At 68.0% G+C, this 21,090-nt stretch carries 20 protein-coding genes; 7 read left to right on the top strand and 13 right to left on the bottom strand.

Annotated features, from left to right (window positions below):
• Nucleotides 1-31: 31 nt before the first annotated feature.
• From QF206_RS01010 to QF206_RS01000, 3 genes are all read right to left on the bottom strand, one after another.
• Entirely contained in the window at nucleotides 32-853 is an 822-nt protein-coding gene (locus QF206_RS01010) for a family 1 encapsulin nanocompartment shell protein (protein WP_281487337.1), read from the bottom strand.
• 2 nt (nucleotides 854-855) lie between these two features.
• On the bottom strand, nucleotides 856-1,248 hold the full coding sequence (locus QF206_RS01005) for a ferritin family protein (RefSeq protein WP_281487336.1): 393 nt from the start codon (nucleotides 1,246-1,248) through the stop codon (nucleotides 856-858).
• 96 nt (nucleotides 1,249-1,344) lie between these two features.
• Entirely contained in the window at nucleotides 1,345-2,160 is an 816-nt protein-coding gene (locus tag QF206_RS01000; RefSeq protein ID WP_281487335.1) for a sugar phosphate isomerase/epimerase family protein, read from the bottom strand.
• Between the two features lie 232 nt (nucleotides 2,161-2,392).
• Here QF206_RS01000 and QF206_RS00995 point away from each other — a divergent pair, with 232 nt between their 5' ends.
• A complete protein-coding gene (locus tag QF206_RS00995; RefSeq protein ID WP_281487334.1) occupies nucleotides 2,393-2,761 on the top strand; it encodes an A1S_2505 family phage non-structural protein in 369 nt (122 codons plus the stop codon).
• Between the two features lie 120 nt (nucleotides 2,762-2,881).
• A complete protein-coding gene (locus QF206_RS00990; protein WP_281487333.1) occupies nucleotides 2,882-3,211 on the top strand; it encodes a cupin domain-containing protein in 330 nt (109 codons plus the stop codon).
• 56 nt (nucleotides 3,212-3,267) lie between these two features.
• Here QF206_RS00990 and QF206_RS00985 read toward each other — a convergent pair whose 3' ends face one another.
• Together QF206_RS00985 and QF206_RS00980 are read right to left on the bottom strand one after the other, a co-directional pair.
• Nucleotides 3,268-4,185, bottom strand: a complete 918-nt coding sequence (locus QF206_RS00985) for a J domain-containing protein (protein WP_281487332.1) — start codon at nucleotides 4,183-4,185, stop codon at nucleotides 3,268-3,270.
• 94 nt (nucleotides 4,186-4,279) lie between these two features.
• Nucleotides 4,280-5,131 (bottom strand): CPBP family intramembrane glutamic endopeptidase, encoded by an 852-nt coding sequence (locus QF206_RS00980; RefSeq protein WP_422785338.1) that lies wholly within the window; start codon nucleotides 5,129-5,131, stop codon nucleotides 4,280-4,282.
• Between the two features lie 44 nt (nucleotides 5,132-5,175).
• Between QF206_RS00980 and QF206_RS00975 the strand changes: the two genes are divergently transcribed.
• The gene (locus tag QF206_RS00975; protein WP_281487330.1) at nucleotides 5,176-5,439 is read left to right on the top strand and encodes a mycoredoxin; all 264 of its coding nucleotides are present in this window, start codon (nucleotides 5,176-5,178) and stop codon (nucleotides 5,437-5,439) included.
• A gap of 121 nt (nucleotides 5,440-5,560) precedes the next feature.
• Here the strand turns inward: QF206_RS00975 and QF206_RS00970 are convergent, their stop codons facing one another.
• On the bottom strand, nucleotides 5,561-6,166 hold the full coding sequence (locus QF206_RS00970) for a phosphoribosylanthranilate isomerase (protein ID WP_281487329.1): 606 nt from the start codon (nucleotides 6,164-6,166) through the stop codon (nucleotides 5,561-5,563).
• 38 nt (nucleotides 6,167-6,204) lie between these two features.
• Between QF206_RS00970 and QF206_RS00965 the strand changes: the two genes are divergently transcribed.
• From QF206_RS00965 to QF206_RS00955, 3 genes are all read left to right on the top strand, one after another.
• Nucleotides 6,205-7,089, top strand: a complete 885-nt coding sequence (locus QF206_RS00965) for an aminodeoxychorismate lyase (protein ID WP_281487328.1) — start codon at nucleotides 6,205-6,207, stop codon at nucleotides 7,087-7,089.
• A 6-nt stretch (nucleotides 7,090-7,095) separates the two neighbouring features.
• On the top strand, nucleotides 7,096-7,617 hold the full coding sequence (locus QF206_RS00960) for a DUF1697 domain-containing protein (protein WP_281487327.1): 522 nt from the start codon (nucleotides 7,096-7,098) through the stop codon (nucleotides 7,615-7,617).
• 82 nt (nucleotides 7,618-7,699) lie between these two features.
• A complete protein-coding gene (locus QF206_RS00955) occupies nucleotides 7,700-11,155 on the top strand; it encodes a TM0106 family RecB-like putative nuclease (RefSeq protein ID WP_281487326.1) in 3,456 nt (1,151 codons plus the stop codon).
• Nucleotides 11,156-11,167: 12 nt separating this feature from the next.
• Here the strand turns inward: QF206_RS00955 and QF206_RS00950 are convergent, their stop codons facing one another.
• The 3 genes from QF206_RS00950 to QF206_RS00940 all read right to left on the bottom strand — a co-directional run bounded on the left by QF206_RS00950 (nucleotide 11,168) and on the right by QF206_RS00940 (nucleotide 13,199).
• Nucleotides 11,168-11,320: a hypothetical protein gene (locus tag QF206_RS00950; protein WP_281487325.1), complete on the bottom strand. Its 153-nt coding sequence runs from the start codon at nucleotides 11,318-11,320 to the stop codon at nucleotides 11,168-11,170.
• A 99-nt stretch (nucleotides 11,321-11,419) separates the two neighbouring features.
• Nucleotides 11,420-12,757, bottom strand: a complete 1,338-nt coding sequence (gene mgtE / locus QF206_RS00945) for a magnesium transporter (protein ID WP_281487324.1) — start codon at nucleotides 12,755-12,757, stop codon at nucleotides 11,420-11,422.
• A gap of 205 nt (nucleotides 12,758-12,962) precedes the next feature.
• A complete protein-coding gene (locus tag QF206_RS00940) occupies nucleotides 12,963-13,199 on the bottom strand; it encodes a hypothetical protein (protein WP_281487323.1) in 237 nt (78 codons plus the stop codon).
• Nucleotides 13,200-13,280: 81 nt separating this feature from the next.
• Between QF206_RS00940 and QF206_RS00935 the strand changes: the two genes are divergently transcribed.
• Nucleotides 13,281-15,458 carry a S9 family peptidase gene (locus tag QF206_RS00935; RefSeq protein WP_281487322.1) on the top strand — a complete coding sequence of 726 codons (2,178 nt, stop codon included), beginning with the start codon at nucleotides 13,281-13,283 and terminating at the stop codon, nucleotides 15,456-15,458.
• 43 nt (nucleotides 15,459-15,501) lie between these two features.
• Here the strand turns inward: QF206_RS00935 and QF206_RS00930 are convergent, their stop codons facing one another.
• The 4 genes from QF206_RS00930 to QF206_RS00915 all read right to left on the bottom strand — a co-directional run bounded on the left by QF206_RS00930 (nucleotide 15,502) and on the right by QF206_RS00915 (nucleotide 21,088).
• Complete coding sequence (locus QF206_RS00930) at nucleotides 15,502-16,446, bottom strand: NADP-dependent oxidoreductase (RefSeq protein ID WP_281487321.1); 945 nt, start codon at nucleotides 16,444-16,446, stop codon at nucleotides 15,502-15,504.
• A gap of 67 nt (nucleotides 16,447-16,513) precedes the next feature.
• Nucleotides 16,514-18,649 carry a DEAD/DEAH box helicase gene (locus QF206_RS00925; protein WP_281487320.1) on the bottom strand — a complete coding sequence of 712 codons (2,136 nt, stop codon included), beginning with the start codon at nucleotides 18,647-18,649 and terminating at the stop codon, nucleotides 16,514-16,516.
• 179 nt (nucleotides 18,650-18,828) lie between these two features.
• On the bottom strand, nucleotides 18,829-19,161 hold the full coding sequence (locus QF206_RS00920; protein ID WP_281487319.1) for a DUF6804 family protein: 333 nt from the start codon (nucleotides 19,159-19,161) through the stop codon (nucleotides 18,829-18,831).
• A gap of 85 nt (nucleotides 19,162-19,246) precedes the next feature.
• The gene (locus tag QF206_RS00915; RefSeq protein WP_281487318.1) at nucleotides 19,247-21,088 is read right to left on the bottom strand and encodes a DUF2207 domain-containing protein; all 1,842 of its coding nucleotides are present in this window, start codon (nucleotides 21,086-21,088) and stop codon (nucleotides 19,247-19,249) included.
• Between the last annotated feature and the right edge of the window lie 2 nt (nucleotides 21,089-21,090).

Genomic DNA, 21,090 nt, shown 5'->3' with positions numbered 1-21,090 from the left:
GTCGAGGCCCGAGTGACGATCGGATGCCGAATCAGCGCTCGAGCGACTGGCTGGACACGAGCGCGATGGCCGCCTCGGGCGTCGCGATGTGGAACGTGAAGGTCTGCTCGATGTACAGCCGTACCGAGTCGGCGTCGTGGTGGCGATAGCCGACCGAGAGGTCCTGCCCAGACTCGAAGAGGAAGTCGCCTCCGCGCTGGCTGAGCACCACTCCCCCGACGAGTCCTGGCACGCGCACCATCGGTCCGTCGAGGATCGCGCGCACATGCTCGAAGAGCGGGTAGCCCCCGTGCTCGGTGGTCTCGACGATGGCCGTGTGGTCGTCCGGGCTCACTGCCAGGGCGTAGGGGCCCCCGATGCCGTGGTTCAGCAGGGCTTCGACAGCTTGCGCCACCCGCTGCGGGTAGTCCGCGAAATCGGCGACGCGCGGCACGGGGCGGTGGGGTGACGAGGGGATGATGCCGACGATGCCCGCGGCGTCCCATCCGTTGAACACCGCGATGTTCTCAAGCCGGGCCACGCGCAGAGCCGCCTCCGCCAGATCGTCGAAGTCGACGTCGACGGCGCCGCGGTCGGCATCGAAGAGTTCCTCTCGAGACACGGTGAACTCGGCTCGTGCCTCGAGCATCGGCAGCACCCGGCGCCGCCGAGTCGTGACCCCGGGAACAGGTCCGTTGTCGAGCCGGTCGACGCGGCCGAGATTCACAGACGACCGCTGCCAGCCCATCGGCCCGTTGAAGTCGACGAGCCTCCTCGCGCCGAGCGAGTCGACGAGTCGTTCACGCGCCTCGTCGTCGATGAGCTTCCATGCCAGGTCGGAGATCGGGGCGTGCTCCCGAAGCAGATGATCCATCGTCACGCCCTCCCTTGAAGACTGCCGATGCCCAGGCCGGCTCCGTCAGCGGCAGCCGAGTCGGTCGCTGGCGCTGTTGCGGCCTCCGCATCGCCCTCTGCCGCGTTGCCGAGCTCCACGATGTCGCCGCTCTGGAAGAGGATGCCGCGCGCGGTCTCGCGCCAGACCGGCGTACGGCGCAGCAGGAACTCGAGCTCCATGCTGAAGTGCTTGTACTCCTCGGCCAGGGAGTCGTGCATGATCGCCCGCGAGGCGGCATCCGGCTCGACCGAGATGCGCTGGTGGTACCAGCCGATCGCCTCGGCTTCCTCCGTGAGGTTCGCGCACATCCGCGCGAACGTGCGGGTCTCTGCCGAGAGTTCCGCGGCCGGCTCGTGATACTGGTCGAAGCCCATGAGGCCTCCGTTCGCAGCGGAGTGGAAGGGGCCCATCGCCCTGGACGGGGCCGACCCTACGCCTCCCCCCGCGGCCGCGCCAGGGGGTTGGGGAGCCTAGACCGCGACGGTCGAGAGGTAGCTGCGGCACTCGCGCAGCAGCATCTCCATGTAGCCCTGCGCGTCGTACTGCGCACGAAGTCGCGCATTCACGACTTCGACGCTCACCCACGCATCGTCGGGCAGCAGCCGCAGCAGCTCACGGATCGGTGCGTCGCCGTCGCCCGGCATCAGGCGTCCGTGGCGCGACTCCTCGATCTCGTCCGCAACGCTCGGGCGGCCGCCGTCCGCGGCAGTGAGCACAGCCGGCGCGTCGCACAGCTGGAAGATCGGGAAGAGGTCTGCGTTCTCGGCGATCAATTCAACGGTCGCGCCGGTGCGCAAGAAGTGCAGAGCGTCGAGCTCGACCTGGCATCCGACCTCGCGCGCGAGCCGCACCGCCGTGTCGAACGAGTTCAAGTCGGTGTAGTTGACCGTCTCCAGCACCGGCTGCAGTCCCACCTCGTGGGCGTCGGCGGTGAGCTCCGCGAGCTTGGAGGCGAAGAGGCCGGCATCCGGCGTGCGGCCGACGATGTTGACGTACGACGCGCCGAGCTGCGCTCCCATCTCGAACCCGCGACGCCAGAAGTCCCGCTCGGTGCCGGGCTCGACCACGCACACCTCGATGTCGAGCACGCGGATGCCGGTGTCTGCGACCGCCCGCCGGACCTCGTCGAACTCAGTGCTGCCGTACTCGAGCACCGGATCGTCCGCCGTCACAGGGAACACCCGAACGCCCGTCGCATCGAAGCCGGCCGCCGCGGCCGTCTTGACGAAGTCGAGCGCCGAGAGCGAGCGGTCGGTGAGCGGAGCAATGCCGAGTTCGTTGCGCACGGAGTGCCTCTCATGAGTAGGGCATGACGGATGCCGGATGCTGCGGCCCCGCGCCGGGCGGCGGAGCCCGCCCATCCTCCCATGCGCGGCGCGCCGAAGTGGAACCACGTTCCACTTGGCGGGCGCCTCGCCTGGCCTGTCGCGCCCGACACGAGTGAGCAGTCGGGATCGGGCAGCGCTGAATCCCCTGTGAACTGCTGAGCGCCGCGTCGACTCGCCGTACGCTCGCAGCGTGCGGATCGAATCCTTGCGCGATGACGAGATCTTCGTCTTCGGGTCGAACGCCCACGGCATGCACGCCGGAGGCGCGGCCCGATTCGCCCATGAACGATTCGGCGCCGTCTGGGGGGAAGGACACGGGCTGCACGGGCAGTCCTACGCCATCGACACGATGAGCGGACTCGAAGAACTCTGCGTCGAAGTAGCCGGATTCCTGGAGTTCGCGAAGCGGCATCCGCACCTGCGATTCCTCGTGACTGAGATCGGGTGCGGCATCGCCGGGTACACGCCTGAGCAGATCGCGCCATTCTTCGCCGACGCACCAGAAAACGTCGTGCTGCCGCCGAGCTTCAAGGCGCTACTGGTCGAGTTCGAGCAATGATGCGAGGCGTTCGCGCGCTGGCGAGACTGAGGCGCCGACCGATACGGGCCTGCCCCTGACACGGCCGGCAGCGCGCCTCACACCGCGCGGGACCACCCGCCCGGCGGGTAGCTTGGGGCCATGGAAGACGTCACTGAAGACCGAGTCCTCGTCGTCGACGACCTGCTCGGCCGGGCGCCGGTGGAGGAAGGCAGGCTCGGTCACCACACCGTCCTGAAGTCGCCCGACGTGCGCATCGTCGTACTGGCGTTCGAGGCCGGCCACCTGCTGAAGGAGCACTCGGCCCCGAAGACGCTTCTGATGCAGGCGCTCGACGGTCATCTGCTCGTCACCGTGGGAGGGCGCGAAGTGGACCTGCGTCCGGGAATGCTGATCCGGGTCGAGGCGCTCGAGCGGCACGAGGTACGAGCGGTCGAAGACTCGCGCCTGATGCTCACCTTGGTCGGCTGAGTTAGTCGGGCGCGCCGCTCGCAACTCAGGGCGGCTCAGCACCGGTCGGTGTGAACTCAGAGCAGTTCAACCGAGGCCTGCAGCCTCGTGCGCACCTCGAACGACTCGGTGCCACCGATGCGCTGCGCGCCAGGCAGGCCGTGCCGCATCACATCGGCCAGGCGGGATTGCTGCACGACCGCGGCGAGCGCGCCCTTCACCGGGCCGATGACTTCGAGCGACTGTGGTGAGGCGTCGTCTGGAACGACGATGAGCAGGCTGGTGAACCTAGCGCGTGACACCTTCTGCACGGCCTTGGCCCGGCGAGCGAGGGTCTGCACCGGGCGTTCGCCCGCACCGATGCCTTCGCCGATGAGCTCGCCTCGCTTCAACCGGACCGTGCTTCCCCAGTCCTCGCTGAGCATCGCGTACAGACCCGACGGGCCGAGCACGATGTGATCGAGCTTTCCCGCGGAGGTGTCGACATCGTGCCAAACGGTGAACCCGATGCCGAGTGACGCCAGCGTGCGAGCCGTCTGCTCCTCGGCGATCGCCGCCGCCAGTTCGTGACGCACTTCACGCGGCGCGCTCTGCACGAGCGCCGGGTCGAAGAGATCAGGCGCCGGAGCGCCGCGCCCGACCCACTCGCGCATGAGCGTCAGAAAGCGCTCCCGGTGCCAACCCCCCGGGTGCCCGTAGATGCGAGCGCTCGGGCGACTGTCCTGCCGCTTCGGCGGCGGCTGGGGCGCATAGCTGACGGGCGAGCCCGGCTCCGCCCCTCGCCCGCGCCCGGCGTCCCATGCAGCACGGTCTTCAGGCGTGCCGACGCGCTGCCATGCCCGCTGCACGGCATGGAACCGCACGGGGTTGCCGCCCATATCGGGATGCGTGGCTCGCAGCATCCGTCGATACGCCTTCCGGAGCTCTTCCTGCGAGGCGGTCGGTGGCACGCCGAGCACCTCGTAGGGGCTGGATGCGAGTGGGCTGTCGGGCATGGGAATCGGGTTCGAGGCTAGCGGGCGGAGGCTGGGCGGCGCCATCGGGCTGGAGCGGCATGCCGCGTCGATGGAGCGAAGCGGTATCCCACGGTCAATAGACGAAGATCGGCAAGAAGTGCGGATGGTGCGCGTGCACGAGCACCAGGAACACCACCAGGTCGAACAACAGGTGCACCGCGATCACGTACAGCAACGACTTGGTCTTGCTGAAGATCCAGCCCTGCACGAGCGCGAAGGGGATCGTGAGCAACGGGCCCCACGCCTGGTAGCCCAGCTCCCACAGGAACGACACGAACACGATCGCTTGGAGCACGTTCGCGGTCGGCATCGCGAAATGGCGCCGAAGCAGCGTGAACACGGTGCAGATGAAGAAGAGCTCGTCCCAGATGCCCACGGCGTTCACCCCGACGAACAGGCGCGCGATCTCGTCGGGCGCCTCCACAGCGGGCCAGTTCAGGTATACGCCGGAACGAATGAAGTAGAACGGCAGGAGCGCCCAGCCCAGTGCGAGCACGATCACGAGCCAGCTGCGCTCGAGGGTCGACCAGCGCTGTCCTCGTCGCAGGGGGAAGCGCACTGCGTGATCGCGATAGACGAAGCGGCTGATGAGATACGGCACTGCGACCGCGGACCCCAGCACGCTGCCCATCAGCAGCATGTTCCCGTAGCTGATATCGGCTTCGAGCGAGATGGTGCTGATGATCAGCAGGCCGAGTGCGATCAGCAGCAGGTCACGGGCCAGCGCCCGATCGATGAGCACGCTCACCAGCAGGCCCGCGGCGAGCGTCGCGTACCCGAGCGGCGTCTGCACGGCGAACAGCAGTGTGGCGGATGCCGCGACCAGCAGTGCCGGCACGACGCCCCACCACACGATGGGCTTCGCAGGAGCCAGCACAGTTGATGTCACGCGTTCAAGCTTGCCGGATGATCGGCATGACGGCATCCGGTCGAGTGCAGATCTCAGGTGGGTCGCATACGCTCAGAGGCATGTCTGTCGCGACCTACACCCCTGCCGCCGGCGAGATCACGATGTTCAGCACCACCTGGTGCGGCTACTGCAAGAGCCTCAAGACCCAGCTGGAGCGGGCCGGAGTGCCCTATACCGAGATCAACATCGAAGAGGTCGAGGGCACTGCGGAGCTGGTCGCATCGGTCAACGGCGGCAATCAGACCGTTCCGACGGTGATCTTCCCCGACGGCAGCACGGCCACCAACCCCTCGCTCGCCGAAGTGCGTTCACGCTTGAGCTGACCCCGGCTCGCGCACCGCAGGCCGACCTTGATGCCAGCGCGGCTGCCCGGTCGGTGGGCGCAGCGCCAGCACCCGGTCTTCGGCGGCCAATGCTGAGCGCACGACGCTCAGCGGGCGACGCTCAGCGGGCGACGCGCGCTGACTTCGCCGCGTCGAGGAACGCCCGGATGAGCGTGCTGCTCTTCTCCCCAGGGGCGACCTCGACACCGCTCGACACATCGACACCCCAGGCGCCGGAGGCGCGGATGGCATCGGCGACCGTGTCAGGAGTGAGCCCGCCGGCCAAGAGCCACTGCTTCGGCAGTGCGGCGTCACGCATCGACGCGTAGTCCCACGGCTCGCCAGAGCCCGCGCGCGGCGCGTCGATCAGGAGGTACTGCTCCCCCAGGCTGCCCTCGTCGGCCCGGCTGAAGGGCACGGCTCGCACCACCGGGCGTCCCTGCGCCACGAGCCATTCGATCTGCTGCGGGGTGAACTCGCCGTGCACCTGCACGACCTCGGCGCCTGTCTCATTGGCCAGCCGATGCGCCTCCTCCACAGAGACGTCGCGAACCACGGCGAAGGTGAGGGCGCGCTGCGCGACGTGCTCGACGAGGCTGCGCGCGCTGTCGACGTCGATGTAGCGCGGGCTGTCGGTGAGCACGAAGCCGACGGCATCCGCCCCGCCCTCGATCGCCGCGTCGACGTGCTCTTCCGAACGCAGCCCGCAGATCTTGACGAACACCATGCGCTCCATCCTGCACCGTCGGCATGCACAATTGCTGCATGGGTGTGCTCGTGATGATCAACCGACCATCGGCGGATGCCGCAGCGCACCGTCCGGGCGCGCCCGACTTCGAAGAGGCCGACCCCGCTTCGCCGCAGCTCAGCGTGCTCGACCTCGCCGCCACTCGCGGTGACGGGGTGTTCGAGACGATCGCGGTCGGCGACGGATATCCCCAGGCGCTCGACCACCATCTGCGGCGCTTCGCGTCGTCCGCGTCGATCCTCGATCTGCCGTCTCCAGACCTCGCTGTCTGGCGACGGGCGATCCTGGAAGTGGTCGACAAGCTCGGGCCGTTGCCCGAGGCCACAGTGAAAGCGGTGATGAGCCGCGGCATCGAAGGCGACGGCCGGCCCACCGGCTGGGTTCACGGGCAGCAATCGCCGGACCACACGCGTGCACGCACGGAGGGGATCGCCGTCGTCACGCTCGACCGCGGTCTGCGGCACGACGTCGAACGCACCTCCCCCTGGCTGCTCGCGGGCGCGAAGACACTGTCGTACGCCGTCAACCGGGCCGCGATCCGGGAAGCCGTGCGGCGCGGCGCCGACGATGTGATCTTCATCTCGAGCGACGGCTTCGTGCTCGAGGGGCCCACGTCGAGCCTGGTGGTGCAGCGCGGGGACACCCTGCTCACGCCGGGCATCGAGCTCGGCATCCTGGATGGCACCACGCTCGGCAGCGTCTTCGACTTCGCCGCCGAGGAGGGGTTGCGCACGGGCTATGCGATGCTCACCGCCGAGCAGCTCGGCGAGATGGACTCGCTCTGGCTCGTGTCGAGCGGGCGGCACGCAGCGCCGGTTCATACGCTCGACGGCGTGCCGCGTCCCTTCGACAGCGAACTGAACCTCCGCATGAACGCCTTCCTCTCGCGCCGGCAGGAGTAGGCGTACATGCCGGGGCATCGGTATGCAGCGCTGCTTCGCGCGGTGAACGTGGGCGGCACCGGCAAGCTCTCGATGGGCGAACTCCGTGAAGCATGCGAGGTGGCGGGGTTCCGTGATGCTCGCACCTACATCGCCAGCGGCAACGTGGTGTTCACCTCGTCGCTCGGTGAGCGTGCAGTGGCCAGCCACCTGGGGTCCGCAGTCGAAACCCGGATCGGCAAGCGGGTGGAAGTCCTTGTGCGGAATGCCGAACAGCTTCGCCAAGTCATCGAGGCGAACCCGTTCCCGGATGCCGCAGGCAACCGGTTGATGGTCGTGTTCCTGGCTGCCGCCCCTGCCCCAGAGACTCTGACCGCGGTGCGCAAGGTCACCGACGAGCGCATCGCTCTTGGCGAGCGCGAGGTGTACGTGCACTATCCCAGCGGAGTGGGGCGATCCAAGCTCGTGCTCCCGTGGTCGGCTGAGGGGACGGCGCGGAACTTCAACACGGTGTCTGCGCTCGCCGAACTTGCGGCGGGTTTGCCTTGAGAGAACTCATTGTCGGCGGCCCTCGCTAGCGTTTCCTGCAGCACGACCCGATACATCGGCGATCAGGAGGAGGCGAGGCGCGATGTTCATTCTCGACGGACGAATCATCACGAGCCCGAGCGACCTGACGCTCGCGTCGAACTGCGAGTTCGCGTTCTTGCGGGGCATCGATGCGAAGCTCGGCCGCGTGGCGACGGTTGCCGACGATGACGACGCGATGCTCGTCCGTGCCGGTGCGCTGGGCGACCAGCACGAGCTCAACGTGCTCGCTGAGTACCGCGATCGGTTCGGTGCCGGTGTCGTCGAGATCGAGCGGCCCGAGACGCTCACGACCGAATCGATCGAGGCAGCGGCGGCGGCCACTCGCGACGCCTTCGCAGCAGGCGCCGATGTGGTGTTCCAGGCGACGTTCTTCGACGGCTCTCTCGTCGGATTCGCCGACTTCATCGTTCGTCGCGCCGATGGCTCGTATCTGGTGCAAGACACGAAGCTCGCGCGTCGCGCGAAGGTGACGGCGCTGCTCCAACTGGCCGCCTACGTGGATCAGCTCGAGCGCTCAGGAGTGGCGTGCGCGCCCGTTGTGCAGCTCTTGCTCGGCGACGGCACGGTGAGCGAGCACCAGGTGCACGACATCATGCCGGTGTACCGCAAACGGCGAGCGCGGCTGCAGCACTTGGTCGCCGACCGTTCCGCCGCGAGCGCGGCGGTGCCGTGGGGCGAGAACTGGTACTCGGTCGACGGGCGCTGCGCGGTGTGCGCCGCCGAGGTCGAGGCGCACCGAGACGTGCTGCTGGTGGCCGGTATGCGCGTGCAGCAGCGCGAGCGACTGGCGGCCGCAGGCATCCGCACGATCGACGAGCTCGCCGCTGCGACAGAGCGGCCTGATGGCCTCGCGGGCGCGACGTTCGACTCGCTAAAAGCGCAGGCGCGCCTTCAACTGCAGGCGGCGGAGGGCGCGCCACCACCCGTGGAGATCGCAGACGCCGGCTGTCTCGGAGTGATACCCCAGCCTGACCCGGGCGACGTGTTCTTCGACTTCGAGGGCGACCCGCTCTATACCGAGGGAGACGGCCGCACCTGGGGCTTGGACTACCTGTGGGGACTGATCGAAGCCGACGGCACCTTCCGGTCGTGGTGGGCGCACGACTTCGCCGGCGAACGAGCGGCCATGCAGAGCTTCATGCAATACATCGGCGAGCGCCGCGCTCAGTACCCGGGCATGCATATCTACCACTACGCGAGCTATGAGCGCACGCACCTCCTCTCGATCGCCGCCCGGCACGGCGTGTGCGAGAACGAGGTCGACGATCTGCTGCGCAACCACGTGCTGGTCGACCTCTACCCCGTCGTTCGACGCGCCGTACGCGTCGGCAGCCGCTCCTACTCGATCAAGAAGCTCGAGCCGCTCTACATGACCGGCTCACGTGAAGGCCAGGAGGTCACGACCGGCGCCGACTCCATCGACGAGTACGTCGCGGCACGGCAGCACATCGAAGCTGGTGACACGGTGGAAGGCGAGCGGATGCTGCAAGCGCTCGCCGAGTACAACGAGTACGACTGCCGCTCGACCCTTGCTCTCCGCGACTGGCTGCTCGCTCTGGGCTCGCAGCATGGCGTCGAAGCGGGAAGCGAACACACCGACGCCGAAGCGCTCGAGGTGGAGCCGTCACCGCTCGCCGCCAGACTGATGCGACACGCGGGCGTGCCTCTGCACGAGCGCACCGCCGATCAGACGGCCGCGGCGCTCGCTTCGGCGGCGATCGACTACCACCATCGGGAGCAGAAGAGCTTCTGGTGGGGCCACTTCTTCCGATTGGTGGCGCCGATCGACGAGTGGGCAGAGACGCGCGATGTGCTGCGAGTCGAGCGATCATGGATCGAGCGTGACTGGTACCGCGAGGACGGTCAGCGTGTCGAACGGCGCGAGCTCAAGCTGCAAGGGGTGTGGGCCCCCGGCAGCACTGTCAAGGCGAGCCAGCAATCGGGGCCCTACATGGTGTACGAGTGGCCAGGTCCGTTCACCACGGCAGCGCAGGCCCCGGGGGCACGACCGTATCGCTCAGTGCGCGTCCTCGAAGTATTCGACGACGGCGTGCTGGTCGAAGAGACCCTCGCAAGAGACGTCGCCCCATACGACGACCTGCCGGTGGCTCTGACGCCCGGCGCACCGCCGAGGGCCGGCGCGCAGCAGTCGGCGATCGAAAGCTGGGCCGACGAGGTCGTGCGCGCGCTCGACGGCGGTGCATGGCCCGAGAACGCGATGTGCGACATCCTTCGCCGGCGACCGCCGCGCACGAGGAGCGGGCGGCTCGCCCCCGTCGTGGGCGGCGACGTCACCACAGCGGTGGTGGAGAGCTCGCTCGACCTCGATGACTCGTACCTCGCCGTTCAGGGACCGCCCGGCACGGGGAAGACCTGGCTCGCCTCCCGTGTGATCGCGAGGCTCGTCGCCGAGCACGGGTGGCGCATCGGGGTGGTGGCGCAATCTCACAGCGTGGTCGAGAACCTTCTCGAGAAGGTGGCTTCCGACACAGGTCTCGATCCGCGTCTCGTGGCCAAGGCGCCGAAGGACCGATCGGAGTCGGCCGCCCGCAGCTACAGGGTGCTCGCAGACAAGAACGAGGCAGCCCAGTTCGCCATTGAGCACGCGGCGGCGGGGTTCGTCCTGGGCGGCACGGCGTGGGACTTCGCCAACGAGTCGCGCGTCGAGCGCGGATCGCTCGACCTGCTCGTCGTCGACGAAGCCGGCCAGTTCTCGCTCGGCTCGACGATCGCGGCAAGCGTGGCGGCCCGCAATGTGCTGCTGCTCGGCGACCCCCAGCAACTCCCTCAAGTGAGCCAGGGAGCTCACCCCGAACCGATCGACCAATCGGCACTCGGCTGGATCGCCGACGGGCACGATGTGCTCCCGGCTGAGCTCGGGTACTTCCTCGCTGAGAGCCGGCGCATGCACCCCGCAGTGGCCGCGGCCGTCTCCCAACTCTCGTACGAGGGAGCGCTGCGCTCACACCCAGATGCGGCCCGCCGCCGTCTCGAGCATCTGGAACCGGGGGTTCACGCGGTCGCGGTCTCGCACCACGGGAACTCGACCGTGTCGCTCGAGGAGGCGCGACGCGTGGTGTCGCTCGCGACCGAGGTGCTCGGCCGTAACTGGCACGAGGGTTCTGGCGGTCATGATGCGGCGGCTCGACCATTGCGGCCGGCCGACATCATCGTCGTCGCGCCCTACAACGCGCAGGTCGCCGCCATCAGGGAGCACCTCGATGCCGAAGGCCTCGAAGGTGTGCGCGCGGGCACCGTCGACAAGTTCCAAGGCCAAGAAGCGGTCATCGCCATCGTCAGCCTCGCCGCCTCATCGGCTGCCGACGTGCCCCGAGGCATGGAGTTCCTCATCATGCGCAACCGTCTGAACGTCGCCGTATCGCGAGCTCAGTGGGCAGCGTTCCTCGTGCACTCCCCCGAGCTCACCGAGTTCCTGCCCCGGTCGCCCGATGGCGTGGCCGAGTTGAGCGCGTTCATCCGCCTCACCGAGCGGTGAGACGAGCGCGAATCAGCCCGAGCGTCGACCCTGTCGGGCGTCGCGCTCCACCGGCAACGCGCCGCCCTCGTTCGCCCAACGATCCAACTGCTTCTGCACGATCCGCTTCTTGGCAGCCTTCTGATGCTTCCGCGCGGATCGCAGCTTGTCTGCGTGCTGTCCCATGGCTCGAACTGTACCTGCACCGAGCACAACGGCGGCCGAGCATCGAAGCCATTGGTCGCTTCGCGAATCCCAGCGGCTTCCCTCAGATCTCGGCTTCCCTCAGATCTGGAGCACGGCCTTGGCGACCGTGAAGTAGATCACGAGCCCCGTCGCGTCGCAGAACGTCGTGATGAAGGGTGTCGAGAACACGGCCGGGTCGACGCGGATCGCTCGGGCGATGAGCGGCATCGCACCTCCGACGGTCGCAGCGATCGAGCACACGAACAGCAAGGTCGTGCCGATCACCACTCCCATCGGCAGGCCGTACACCAGCGACGCGAGCGCGAAGCCCGCACTGCCCAGCAACAGCCCGAGCAGTGCGCCGACACGCAGTTCTCGGAAGAGCACCTTGCCGATATCACCGGGACGCAGTTCAGCCACCGCCAGTGCACGAGTGATGGTCGTCGCCGCCTGAGAACCGGTGTTGCCGGCGGTGCCCGTCAACAAAGGAATGAAGAGCGCAAGCGCGACCAGCTGCTCGAGGGTGCTCTCGAAGATCTCGAGCACCTGCACCGTGAGCAGTGCCGAGATCGCGAGCACGAACAGCCACACGACACGGGAACGGGCGATGTACAGGATCGACGTCGACAGGTAGGGGCGGCGCAGCGGCTCCCGCGCTCCCGCGCGAGCGATGTCTTCCGCCTCGGCATCCTGCAGCACCCGGTGCGCGTCATCGATGGTGAAGATGCCGATGAGCCTCTGCTCGCTGTCCACGATCGGAATCGGCTCCTGCAGCGCCTCGCACATGCGGGCGGTCTCCTCGGCATCCGCATCGACCGGCGCCGATTCGGCCGGCTGCATGAGCTCCCCGACCTCCCTCGCGGGGTCGCTCTCGAACAGGCTGCGCAATGTCAGCACCCCGAGCAGGCCGCGCTCGTGATCGGTCACGAACACCGTGTACACGGTCGCCGCGTCTCGCGCGCGCTCACGCACCCGCTCCAGCGTTTCAGCCACCGTCGAGTCTGGTCGGGTGGTGACGTGGGCGAGACTCATCTGCCGGCCCACCGAACGGCTGGGGTACCCGAGCATGAGGTGAGTCGTCGCCAACTCATCGGCGTCGAGCGTCGCAAGCAGCCGCTTGGCCACCGCCGCAGGCACCTCGTCGAGCAGACGCACGCGGTCGTCTGGTTCGAGCTTGGCGAAGAGCCTCGCGACGTCCTCGTCCTGGAGGCCGCGAAGCAGCTCCCCCTGCATGGTGGATCCCAGACGCTCGAAGACCTCCATGGCCCGGTCCTTGCCGAGCAGCCTGAACACCACCGCGCCTCGCCGCCATGTGGTGCGCTCGATGAGACCCACCACTTCGCGGGGAGTCAAGCTGCGCAGAAGCCTGGCAGCTTCTGCCAACCGGTCTTCAGCGAGGGCCTGCTCCACCTCCTGCTCGGTGCTCCGATCAGCCATGCGCTTTCTCCTCCTCTCATCGTGCAACTCGAACAGCATGAGCTCCGCTGGCTCCGCTGCAGAACTGTCAGGTGGACTCAGAACCGGCGGGGTTCGGCGCCGCGTCTGACGCTTCTTCTTCGCGGCGTCCTAGCCCGGGAACCGCGGCCCGCACTTGGCACCATCTCGCCGATGAACGCGTTCAGTGAATGAGTCTTCAGTGGAGCTATCGCGCGCCGCGCGACCGGCGAGATCGTCCACGGGTCGGTGCTCGACCCAGCCGGCGGCGCAACCACGTGATGCCGATCGCCCCGGCGAGCAGCACGCCCACCAGCACGCCGAGCGAGAGACGGTTGAGCGCGACTCCCGCGATCAGTGCGAGCCCGAACGCGACCGTCGCCGCCATCGCCCAGGGCGCCCGAGATCGGCGCGCTGCGGCACGAGCTGAACCGGCTTCACGCATCGCTCCACTCTAGGTGCGACGACATCTGCGTTCACTGCTTGGTCCTCGCTGCGCGTTGCACCCCGCGGCTACGCTGAGGGAATGGAGCTGGAGCCGCCGATCGCACCTCAGATGCCCACCGAACGAATCCACCACGGCGACATCGTGGTCGACCCGTACGAGTGGCTGCGCGACAAGTCCGACCCGGCCGTGATCGCCCACCTCGAGGCCGAGAACGCATACACCGAGCAGGAGACCTCGCACCTCGCGACACTGCGCCAGCAGATCTTCGATGAGATCAAGTCGCGCACGCTCGAGACCGACCTGAGCGTCCCGGTACGTCAGGGTCAGTGGTGGTACTACACCCGCACCTTCGAAGGGAAGCAGTACGGCGTCCACTGCCGTGCGCCGATCAGCGGTCCCGACGACTGGGCTCCCCCGACGATCACCGAGGGCGACGACGGCCTCATCGGCGAGCAAGTCCTCCTCGACGACAACGCTGAGGCCGAGGGCCACGACTTCTACTCCTTGGGCAGTTTCGACGTGAGCGACGACGGGTCCCTGCTGCTGTATGGAGTCGACGTCGAAGGCGACGAGCGGTACACGCTGCGGATCCGCAAGCTCGGCGAGGTCGCCGAGGACCACCCCGCGGCATCCGTCGAGATCGGTGATGACCTCCCCGATGTGATCGAGGGCACCGGACATGGTGCGCTCTTCTCACCGGATGGGCGGTGGGTGTTCTACACGACCGTCGACGAGGCGTGGCGCCCCGACACCGTGTGGCGTCATGCCGTCGGAAGCGACAGCAGCGCCGGCGTCTCGGTGTTCCACGAGCCCGACGAGCGCTTCTTCGTCGGCGCGGGGCTGACGCGCAGCCGCAAGTACCTCGTGATCGAACTGGGCTCGAACACGACCAGCGAAGCATGGACCCTCGATGCCGAGAACCCCGAGGGCGAGTTCACGGTCGTCTGGCCCAGGCGCGAGGGCGTGGAGTACGAGATCGAGCATGCGGTCGTCGATGGCGAGCAGCGGCTGCTCATCGTGCACAACGACCAGGCGCCGAACTTCGAACTCGTGAGCGTCTCTGCCGACGACCCGCAGGGCGAGCGACGCGTGCTCATGGCCCATCGCGACGACATCCGTCTCGAGGGCGTCGACGCCTTCAGCGACCACATCGTGGTCGAGTACCGTCGCGACGGCCTGACCAGAGTCGCCATCGCGACCAGCGGCGAGCGAAAGCTGCGCGAGATCGACTTCGACGAGCCCCTGTTCACCGCAGGGGTCGGCAGCAATCCGGAGTGGCACCAACCTGTCGTGCGCCTGGGATACACGAGCTTCGTGACCCCCTCCACCGTCTACGACTACGTCATCGACACGGGCGAATTGCGGATGCTGAAGCGGCAGCCGGTGCTCGGCGGCTACGACCCGTCGCTGTTCGAGCAGCGGAGGGAGTGGGCCGAGGCAGACGACGGCACGATGATCCCCATCTCGCTCGTCTACCGGGCGGATCTCGTGACACCGGGCACGCCTGCACCGATGCTGCTCTACGGCTACGGGTCGTACGAGCACAGCATCGATCCCGGCTTCAGCGTCGCCCGCCTCAGCCTGCTCGATCGAGGGATGATCTTCGCCATCGCGCACGTGCGCGGCGGTGGAGAGCTGGGCCGGCACTGGTACGAGCAAGGCAAGCTGATGCACAAGAAGAACACCTTCCTCGACTTCATCGCCTGCGCCCAGCACCTGATCGACGAGGACTACACGACCCCCGATCGGCTCGTCGCCGAGGGCCGCAGCGCGGGCGGTCTACTCATGGGCGCCATCGCGAACAAGGCGCCGGGGCTGTTCGCCGGCATCCTGGCCGGAGTTCCGTTCGTGGACGCATTGACCACGATCCTCGATCCGTCGCTACCGCTCACCGTCATCGAGTGGGAGGAATGGGGCGATCCGCTGCACAGCCCCGAGGCGTATGCGTACATGAAGTCGTACTCGCCCTACGAGAACGTGCGAGAGCAGCAGTACCCGCGCATTCTCGCCGTGACGAGTCTCAATGACACGCGCGTGTACTACGTCGAGCCCGCCAAGTGGGTCGCGAAGCTGCGGACAGTCGGTGCCGACGCGCTGCTGAAGACCGAGATGGCCGCGGGGCACGGCGGAGTCTCGGGACGGTATCGCGCCTGGGAGGAACGCGCCTTCGACTACGCCTGGATCATCGACGTGGCGGGCGCGCATCCGAGCGGCGAGGGCCGCGAAGTGATGGCGAGCGAGACCTCGCTCGCCTGAGCGAGCACTCGGGCTGCTCGGACAGAGCGAGGCCCGACGGCTCTCAGCTGCCGGTCGGCTCGCTCTCAGCGCCCAGATCGAGCACCAGCTTCCCCCGCAAGTGGCCCTGCGCGAGGTGCTGGTAGGCCTCTCGCACGCGCTCGAGCGGGTACACCGCTTCGATGGGCAGCACGACAGAGCCGTCAGCGATCCAACCGGCAAGCCGCTCGAGCTCGGCGGGCGTGGCGACCTGCCCTCCGACCGTGTGCATTCCGAGTTCGGGGCGGTACGTCTTCGCGGCGGTGGTGTTGATCCGCTCGGGCCGCACGCCGAGTTCCAGCGCCGCATCGATCGACTCCACGCCGTGGTAGTCAAGCGCCGCGGTGACGCCGGCCGGTGCAGCATCCCGGATGCGCTCGACCATGCCTTCCCCGTAGAGCACCGGGATGACTCCGAGTGATCGCAGGAAGTCGTGGTTGTGCAGACCCGCCGCGCCGATAACAGTCGCACCGGCGAGGCGTGCGAGCTGCACCGCCAGCACGCCGACCCCTCCCGCTGCGGCGCTCACGAACACCGTGTCATCCGTACTGAGCCTCAGCGTGCGCACGCTCGCGATGGCGGCGCGGCCGGCGATGTCGAGCGCGCCGGCCTGCTGCATGCTGAGCCCGCCGGGCTTGTGCAGCACTGTGTCGGCGTCGACCACCACGTAGTCGGCCTGCGCCAGATGCCGGGCGCCACCGAAGACCGCGTCGCCCAAGCGCACACCGTCGACCTCGGCACCGACCTGGTCGACCACGCCGGCATAGTCGTTGCCATTGATGTACGGGGGCACGGCGTTCCAGCGCGCGGCGGTCTCGCCACCCGCGAAGATCTTGCGATCCACCGGATTCACGCCCGCGAAGTGCACGCGTACGCGCACCTGCCCACTGCCGGCATGAGGTTCGGTGTCGTCGACGACTTCGAGCACTTCAGGCCCGCCGAAGCGCGTGACGCGCACATATCTCGACATGGCGTCAACACTATCGGCGCTGGCCAGGGCAAGCGTCGGGGCTACGAACCGCCGTCGGGGCGCGACCTCACAGCGCGGGTGCCTCGGCGAGCGCCTCCTCGAGGAGGGAGACGAGCGCCTCGAGCTGCAGCGAGCCTTCTGCGAGCACCTCGGCGTCGCTTCCGTCGAGAGCCCTCGCGGCGAGACCGGCCTTGCTCCCGATGAGCTCGGCGATCTTCGTGTCGAGGGTCTGCGCTGCGATGATCCGCCACGCGGTGACCGGCAGTTCCTGACCGATGCGGTGCACACGGTCGATCGCCTGCGTCTGCTCGGCATCCGTCCAGCTCAGTTCGGCGAGCACGACGTTGGATGCGACCTGCAGGTTGAGGCCGACTCCCGCCGCAGTCAGCGAGCAGACCGCGACCGCGACCTCCGGGTCTTCCGTGAACGCGTCGACGTACTTCTGACGCTGCACAGCCGTCTGGTCGCCGCGAATGCTCACGGTGCGCAGGCCGCTGTTCGCGAAGTGCTGCTCGGCGGCATCCATGACGTCGATGTGCTTGGCGAAGAACACCACCTTCCCGACGTTGCGGGCGAGGTTGACGGTGTAATCGGCGGCGGGCACGGCCTTCGCCTGCCCGATGCGGCGCACCATGGTGAAGACGTTCTCGCCCGACGACTGCGACTTCGATTCCTCGAGTTCCGCGTTGGCCACGAGGCGCACGAGCGCGTGGTCGATGCCGATCGGCTGCTCGTCGCGGTTCGCAAGCACGCGGCGGTAGCGCTCCACGAGCCGCGCAACGAGCGCGCGCTCCGCATCCCGGATGGAACGCCCGAGATCATCGTCGAGCTCGACGGGGATGTCGGCGATGCGCCGGGCGGGAATGTCGGCGGCGACGTCGATCTTCTTGCGGCGAACGATGCCCATGTCGATCACGGCTTGGCGCGCGGCAGCGAAGAACCCGAAGTCTGCCGGAGTGAGCTCGGTGTCTTCGAGGCGCTTCATGAGTTCCGGCAGGGGCTTCTTCTCATCGATCCAGCCGAGGAACTGCCAGATCATGCGGAAATCGTCGACCTGGTTGATGAGCGGCGTTCCGGTGAGCGCGATGAAGAGCGCGTTCGGATGCCGCTGACGAATGCTCTTCGACAGTGACAGCACGTTCTTCGACCGCTGCGACTCGCGGTTCTTGATGAAGTGCGCCTCGTCGACGACCATGCCCTTGAACCCGCGCTTCGACAGCCAGTTGACGTGGCGGTCAAGCACTTCGTAGTTGACGATCACGACATCGGCGAACGCGTCGAGATCGTGGCCGTCGCCATGCACGACGGTGGAGGTGCGGTGCGGCGTCCAGCGCTGCACCTCGCGCGCCCAGTTCATCTTGACGACGTTGGGCACGACGACCAGCAGAGGGTATGAGCCGGAGGCCTCGGCTGCGAGCAGTGCCTGGGCGGTCTTGCCCAGGCCCGGTTCGTCGGCGAGCAGGAAGGTGCGGTGACCCTGGCGGGCGGCCTCGATGAAGCGGCCCTGGTGCGGCATGAGGTGCAGGTCGCCCGGCGCATCGAGCGAACCGGGTTCGGGCAGGTCCATGACGGCGCTGCCGCCGCCCGCACCGTATTCGAACGCGCGGAACAGCGGGTCGATGAGCTCCCAGTTGTTCAGACGACCGCTCAGTTGCGGCTTCGACGTGGGAGCGATGCTGAAGTCGGGAGCCAGGAAGGGGTTGTACCGCTCGTACTGTCGCACCGACTCGGGCACCACGTCGCGCGCGGGGCGTTCTTCGACGGGTTCCGGCTCGGTGACGATGATGAGATCGTCCGGGCTCAACTCCACGCCCGCCGCCATGAGCAGGTCGCGCTTGAGCTCGCGCGCCGCTGTGGTCACCGGGGCGTCTTCGCCGAGCAGGGCGATCAGCGACGTGTCGCGGGCCGCAGTCTTGGCGAGGATGCCGGCGAGGCCGTCGAGCCGCTTCTGTTCGTTCAGGCGCGCGGCATCCGTCAGTTCGGTCGAGTGCTTGACCCGGGCGCGCTCTTCGCGCAGCAGCAGCGCGGCCACCTGGAACTTCGCCCGGCCTGCCGACTTGAGCGGCCCGCGCTGGGCCGCTGCCTCGACTTCGCGCGCGACTTTCGCGAGCACGGGAATGACCCCGCCCTCGTCGCCGTGAGCGCGACGGCGCGTGGTCGCGCGACCGCCATTGTGTTGCCTTTGACGCTGGCCGATGGCCATGCTCCTCCTCGTGCCATCTCCCCGCGATGGCTGGGCGGCGGACACCTGTCCACCGTTGCGGTGCGATACCGCCGACTCGCCGGAAGGCAGGAACGACGGTGAGAAACTGTTGGCCGGCCCCAGACCCAACCGTGAACTCGGATGGTGGCGGCCGTGCTGCAACTAGTCTACGCGCAGTTTCAGGCGTCGGTGCGCTGTTTGATGAACACGCCCGCGAGCACGACGACGATTCCGGCGATGTAGTGCAGCGCCCGCCACAGGTCAGGCCTGAGATCGATGGGCCATACCGGATTCCAGAGCACGGCGATCGCCAGCAGCGGGAGCGGGAACAGCCAATTCTTCGCCTGAAGCGCGAAGACGACCATGATCAGGGCGAAGATGCTCACGACGTACCGCACGACGGTGAACCCGTCAGTCTCGCTGAACCCGGCCCCGATCAGCAGAGCGAGCACCAGAAGGATCGCCGGCAGCAACGCGGTTCGTCGTCGCGCCGGGGTGCGGTACTCGGTCATCGTTTCAAGCCTATGCCGAATGGAAGCCCGGTCGATTCACCCGGTGCCGCTGCAGGGATCGACGGGATCCTGGGGGCGCAGCGGGTCAGACTCCCCCGCCTCCCCCGCCGCCTCCGCCACCACCGGAGGATCCGCCGCCGGAAGAGCCGCCGCTCGTGCTGCTCGACGTGTACGCGGAAGACACCGCCGACGTCACCGCGCCGATGCCGCCGGCGAATGCCGCGGCGCTGAAGGGCGCGCTGCCCGAGTACCAATCGGGCTCACGGTCGAGGTAGCGTGCCAGTTCGGCTGCCCACCGCTTCTCCTGCCCGAACAGCACGGCGTATGGCAGCATCCGCTCGGTCAGGTGCAGCATCTGCTCGCGGTCGCTCGGGTCGACCGGTCGGCGCTCCGCCCCCTGAGGACTCTGCAAGGTTCGCAGCCGATCGGCTTCGGCGACCTTGATGTACAGTTCCATGCCCCGCAGATGGTCGCGGAACTCCGCGCCCTGCGAGGTCAACGGCGCCCGGAACACCGCCGCGGCCGCGCCGATCACCGCCAGCACCGCCACCGCGGCGGGCAGGAGCGGCCAGAAGGCACCGCGCGCATCGTCGAACAACGCGATCATGCACACGAACGCGATGACGGCCCCCAGGAGGGCCAGCACGAACGGCCAGATGAGTTCTCGCATGCTCGTGCGTCGCCGGAGGCCCGCCTTGATCGTCTGCTTGCGAATGGCCGACTGCACCTTCTGCACGCGCTTGCCGACCCGCGTGTCACTGCTCGAGAGCGTCTGGCGCTGACCAGCGCGCGCCGTTGCGCCGAACACGGCATGAACGAGTTCGAGCTCGAGCTCGTTCATGCCCGTGGCGTCCACGAGTTCCACGGCGTACCGACCGGATCTCGCCTCCGGTCGCTCCTCGATGATGCGGAGCTTGCGGCGCACGGCGAGGTCGATGAGCTGCGCCGGCACCGCCTTGCTCGAGCGGCCGACGACATCAGCCGCGAGCAGCACAGTCGCCCCTCTCGGCGGGGCGTACTCGGCGACGATGACCGGTCGGCCATCTGCGTCACGAGTGCGAGTGAACCAGAGGATCCCGCCCCAGACGAGCCCAGCCAGAGCGAGGAGCGTGCCGAGCAACTGCGCCCAGCCTGCCCAGCTCGCGAAATAGCCATTGTCACGGGGCGTGAACGTGCCCTCCTCGAAGCCGATCGCGATGGTCACGTTCTCGTATGGCCGGATGCCGGAAGCCGAGGCCTCGAAGGTGCTGCCGCTCTGCACGATGTCGCAGCGCTGGTTCGAGCCCTCGGCGCCGCGGTAGCAACTCGCGAGTCCCGTCAGTCGCGGGACGAGACTCTCTTCGAGGTGCACCCGGGCGGTCACGACCGCGAACGGTTGCGGCCAGTCCAGGCCATTGGTGTCCCAGTAGAACTCGTCGGAAGCGGTGTCGGCGAAGTAGCGCGTGACGTTGCGCTGGGTGTAGGTGATCACATACGTCTGCATGCCGTGCACGTAATCGTTGGAGGCGATGGTGATGTGCATCACCTCGTCGTCCTCCTCCAGTTCGAAAGCGCGGTCGTTGCCATCGGCATCCGTCACGCTCTCGACCGTGAGATCAGTGGGGTGGCCGTCGTACCAGGTCGGGATCGATCGGCGGATGCCGCGATTCTGATCGCGCTCGGGGAAGCGCGCGACGAGCGTCTCGGTGGTGCGGAGCGTCGAGCGCCCGTCGTCGTCGACGCCTAGTTCGTAGTCGGCCTCGAAACGGTCGAACCCGAAGTCGTTCACGTCTGCCGGCAGCGCAGAGACGGCGTTCGCTGACGCGTTCCCCGCGTTGGACGCGGGCGCCGACACCGGCGCCGCAGCCGCTGCCGCTGCCGTCGCCGGCGTGCCGGCTGCGGCGAGCAACCCGCCTGCGACGAGCAAGGCGATGACGAGCCGTCGCACCG

Origin of the sequence: Ruicaihuangia caeni, from assembly GCF_029952955.1 — a bacterium.
GTDB lineage: Bacteria > Actinomycetota > Actinomycetes > Actinomycetales > Microbacteriaceae > Ruicaihuangia > Ruicaihuangia caeni.
Note: the sequence above shows the minus strand (reverse complement) of the source record. Positions and strands in the feature narration are given on the sequence as shown.

What these genes read in the sequence shown, in the direction of transcription:
- QF206_RS00950 (WP_281487325.1), bottom strand. Translation starts at nt 11,320, where the DNA reads ATGGGACAGCACGCAGACAAGCTGCGATCCGCGCGGAAGCATCAGAAG.
- QF206_RS00985 (WP_281487332.1), bottom strand. Translation starts at nt 4,185, where the DNA reads ATGCCCGACAGCCCACTCGCATCCAGCCCCTACGAGGTGCTCGGCGTG.
- QF206_RS00940 (WP_281487323.1), bottom strand. Translation starts at nt 13,199, where the DNA reads ATGCGTGAAGCCGGTTCAGCTCGTGCCGCAGCGCGCCGATCTCGGGCG.
- QF206_RS00925 (WP_281487320.1), bottom strand. Translation starts at nt 18,649, where the DNA reads ATGGCCATCGGCCAGCGTCAAAGGCAACACAATGGCGGTCGCGCGACC.
- QF206_RS00920 (WP_281487319.1), bottom strand. Translation starts at nt 19,161, where the DNA reads ATGACCGAGTACCGCACCCCGGCGCGACGACGAACCGCGTTGCTGCCG.
- QF206_RS00930 (WP_281487321.1), bottom strand. Translation starts at nt 16,446, where the DNA reads ATGTCGAGATATGTGCGCGTCACGCGCTTCGGCGGGCCTGAAGTGCTC.
- QF206_RS00970 (WP_281487329.1), bottom strand. Translation starts at nt 6,166, where the DNA reads ATGGTGTTCGTCAAGATCTGCGGGCTGCGTTCGGAAGAGCACGTCGAC.
- QF206_RS01005 (WP_281487336.1), bottom strand. Translation starts at nt 1,248, where the DNA reads ATGGGCTTCGACCAGTATCACGAGCCGGCCGCGGAACTCTCGGCAGAG.
- QF206_RS01010 (WP_281487337.1), bottom strand. Translation starts at nt 853, where the DNA reads ATGGATCATCTGCTTCGGGAGCACGCCCCGATCTCCGACCTGGCATGG.
- QF206_RS00980 (WP_422785338.1), bottom strand. Translation starts at nt 5,131, where the DNA reads ATGCCGTCATGCCGATCATCCGGCAAGCTTGAACGCGTGACATCAACT.
- QF206_RS00935 (WP_281487322.1), top strand. Translation starts at nt 13,281, where the DNA reads ATGGAGCTGGAGCCGCCGATCGCACCTCAGATGCCCACCGAACGAATC.
- QF206_RS00990 (WP_281487333.1), top strand. Translation starts at nt 2,882, where the DNA reads ATGGAAGACGTCACTGAAGACCGAGTCCTCGTCGTCGACGACCTGCTC.
- QF206_RS00975 (WP_281487330.1), top strand. Translation starts at nt 5,176, where the DNA reads ATGTCTGTCGCGACCTACACCCCTGCCGCCGGCGAGATCACGATGTTC.
- QF206_RS00960 (WP_281487327.1), top strand. Translation starts at nt 7,096, where the DNA reads ATGCCGGGGCATCGGTATGCAGCGCTGCTTCGCGCGGTGAACGTGGGC.
- QF206_RS00965 (WP_281487328.1), top strand. Translation starts at nt 6,205, where the DNA reads ATGGGTGTGCTCGTGATGATCAACCGACCATCGGCGGATGCCGCAGCG.
- QF206_RS00955 (WP_281487326.1), top strand. Translation starts at nt 7,700, where the DNA reads ATGTTCATTCTCGACGGACGAATCATCACGAGCCCGAGCGACCTGACG.
- mgtE (WP_281487324.1), bottom strand. Translation starts at nt 12,757, where the DNA reads ATGGCTGATCGGAGCACCGAGCAGGAGGTGGAGCAGGCCCTCGCTGAA.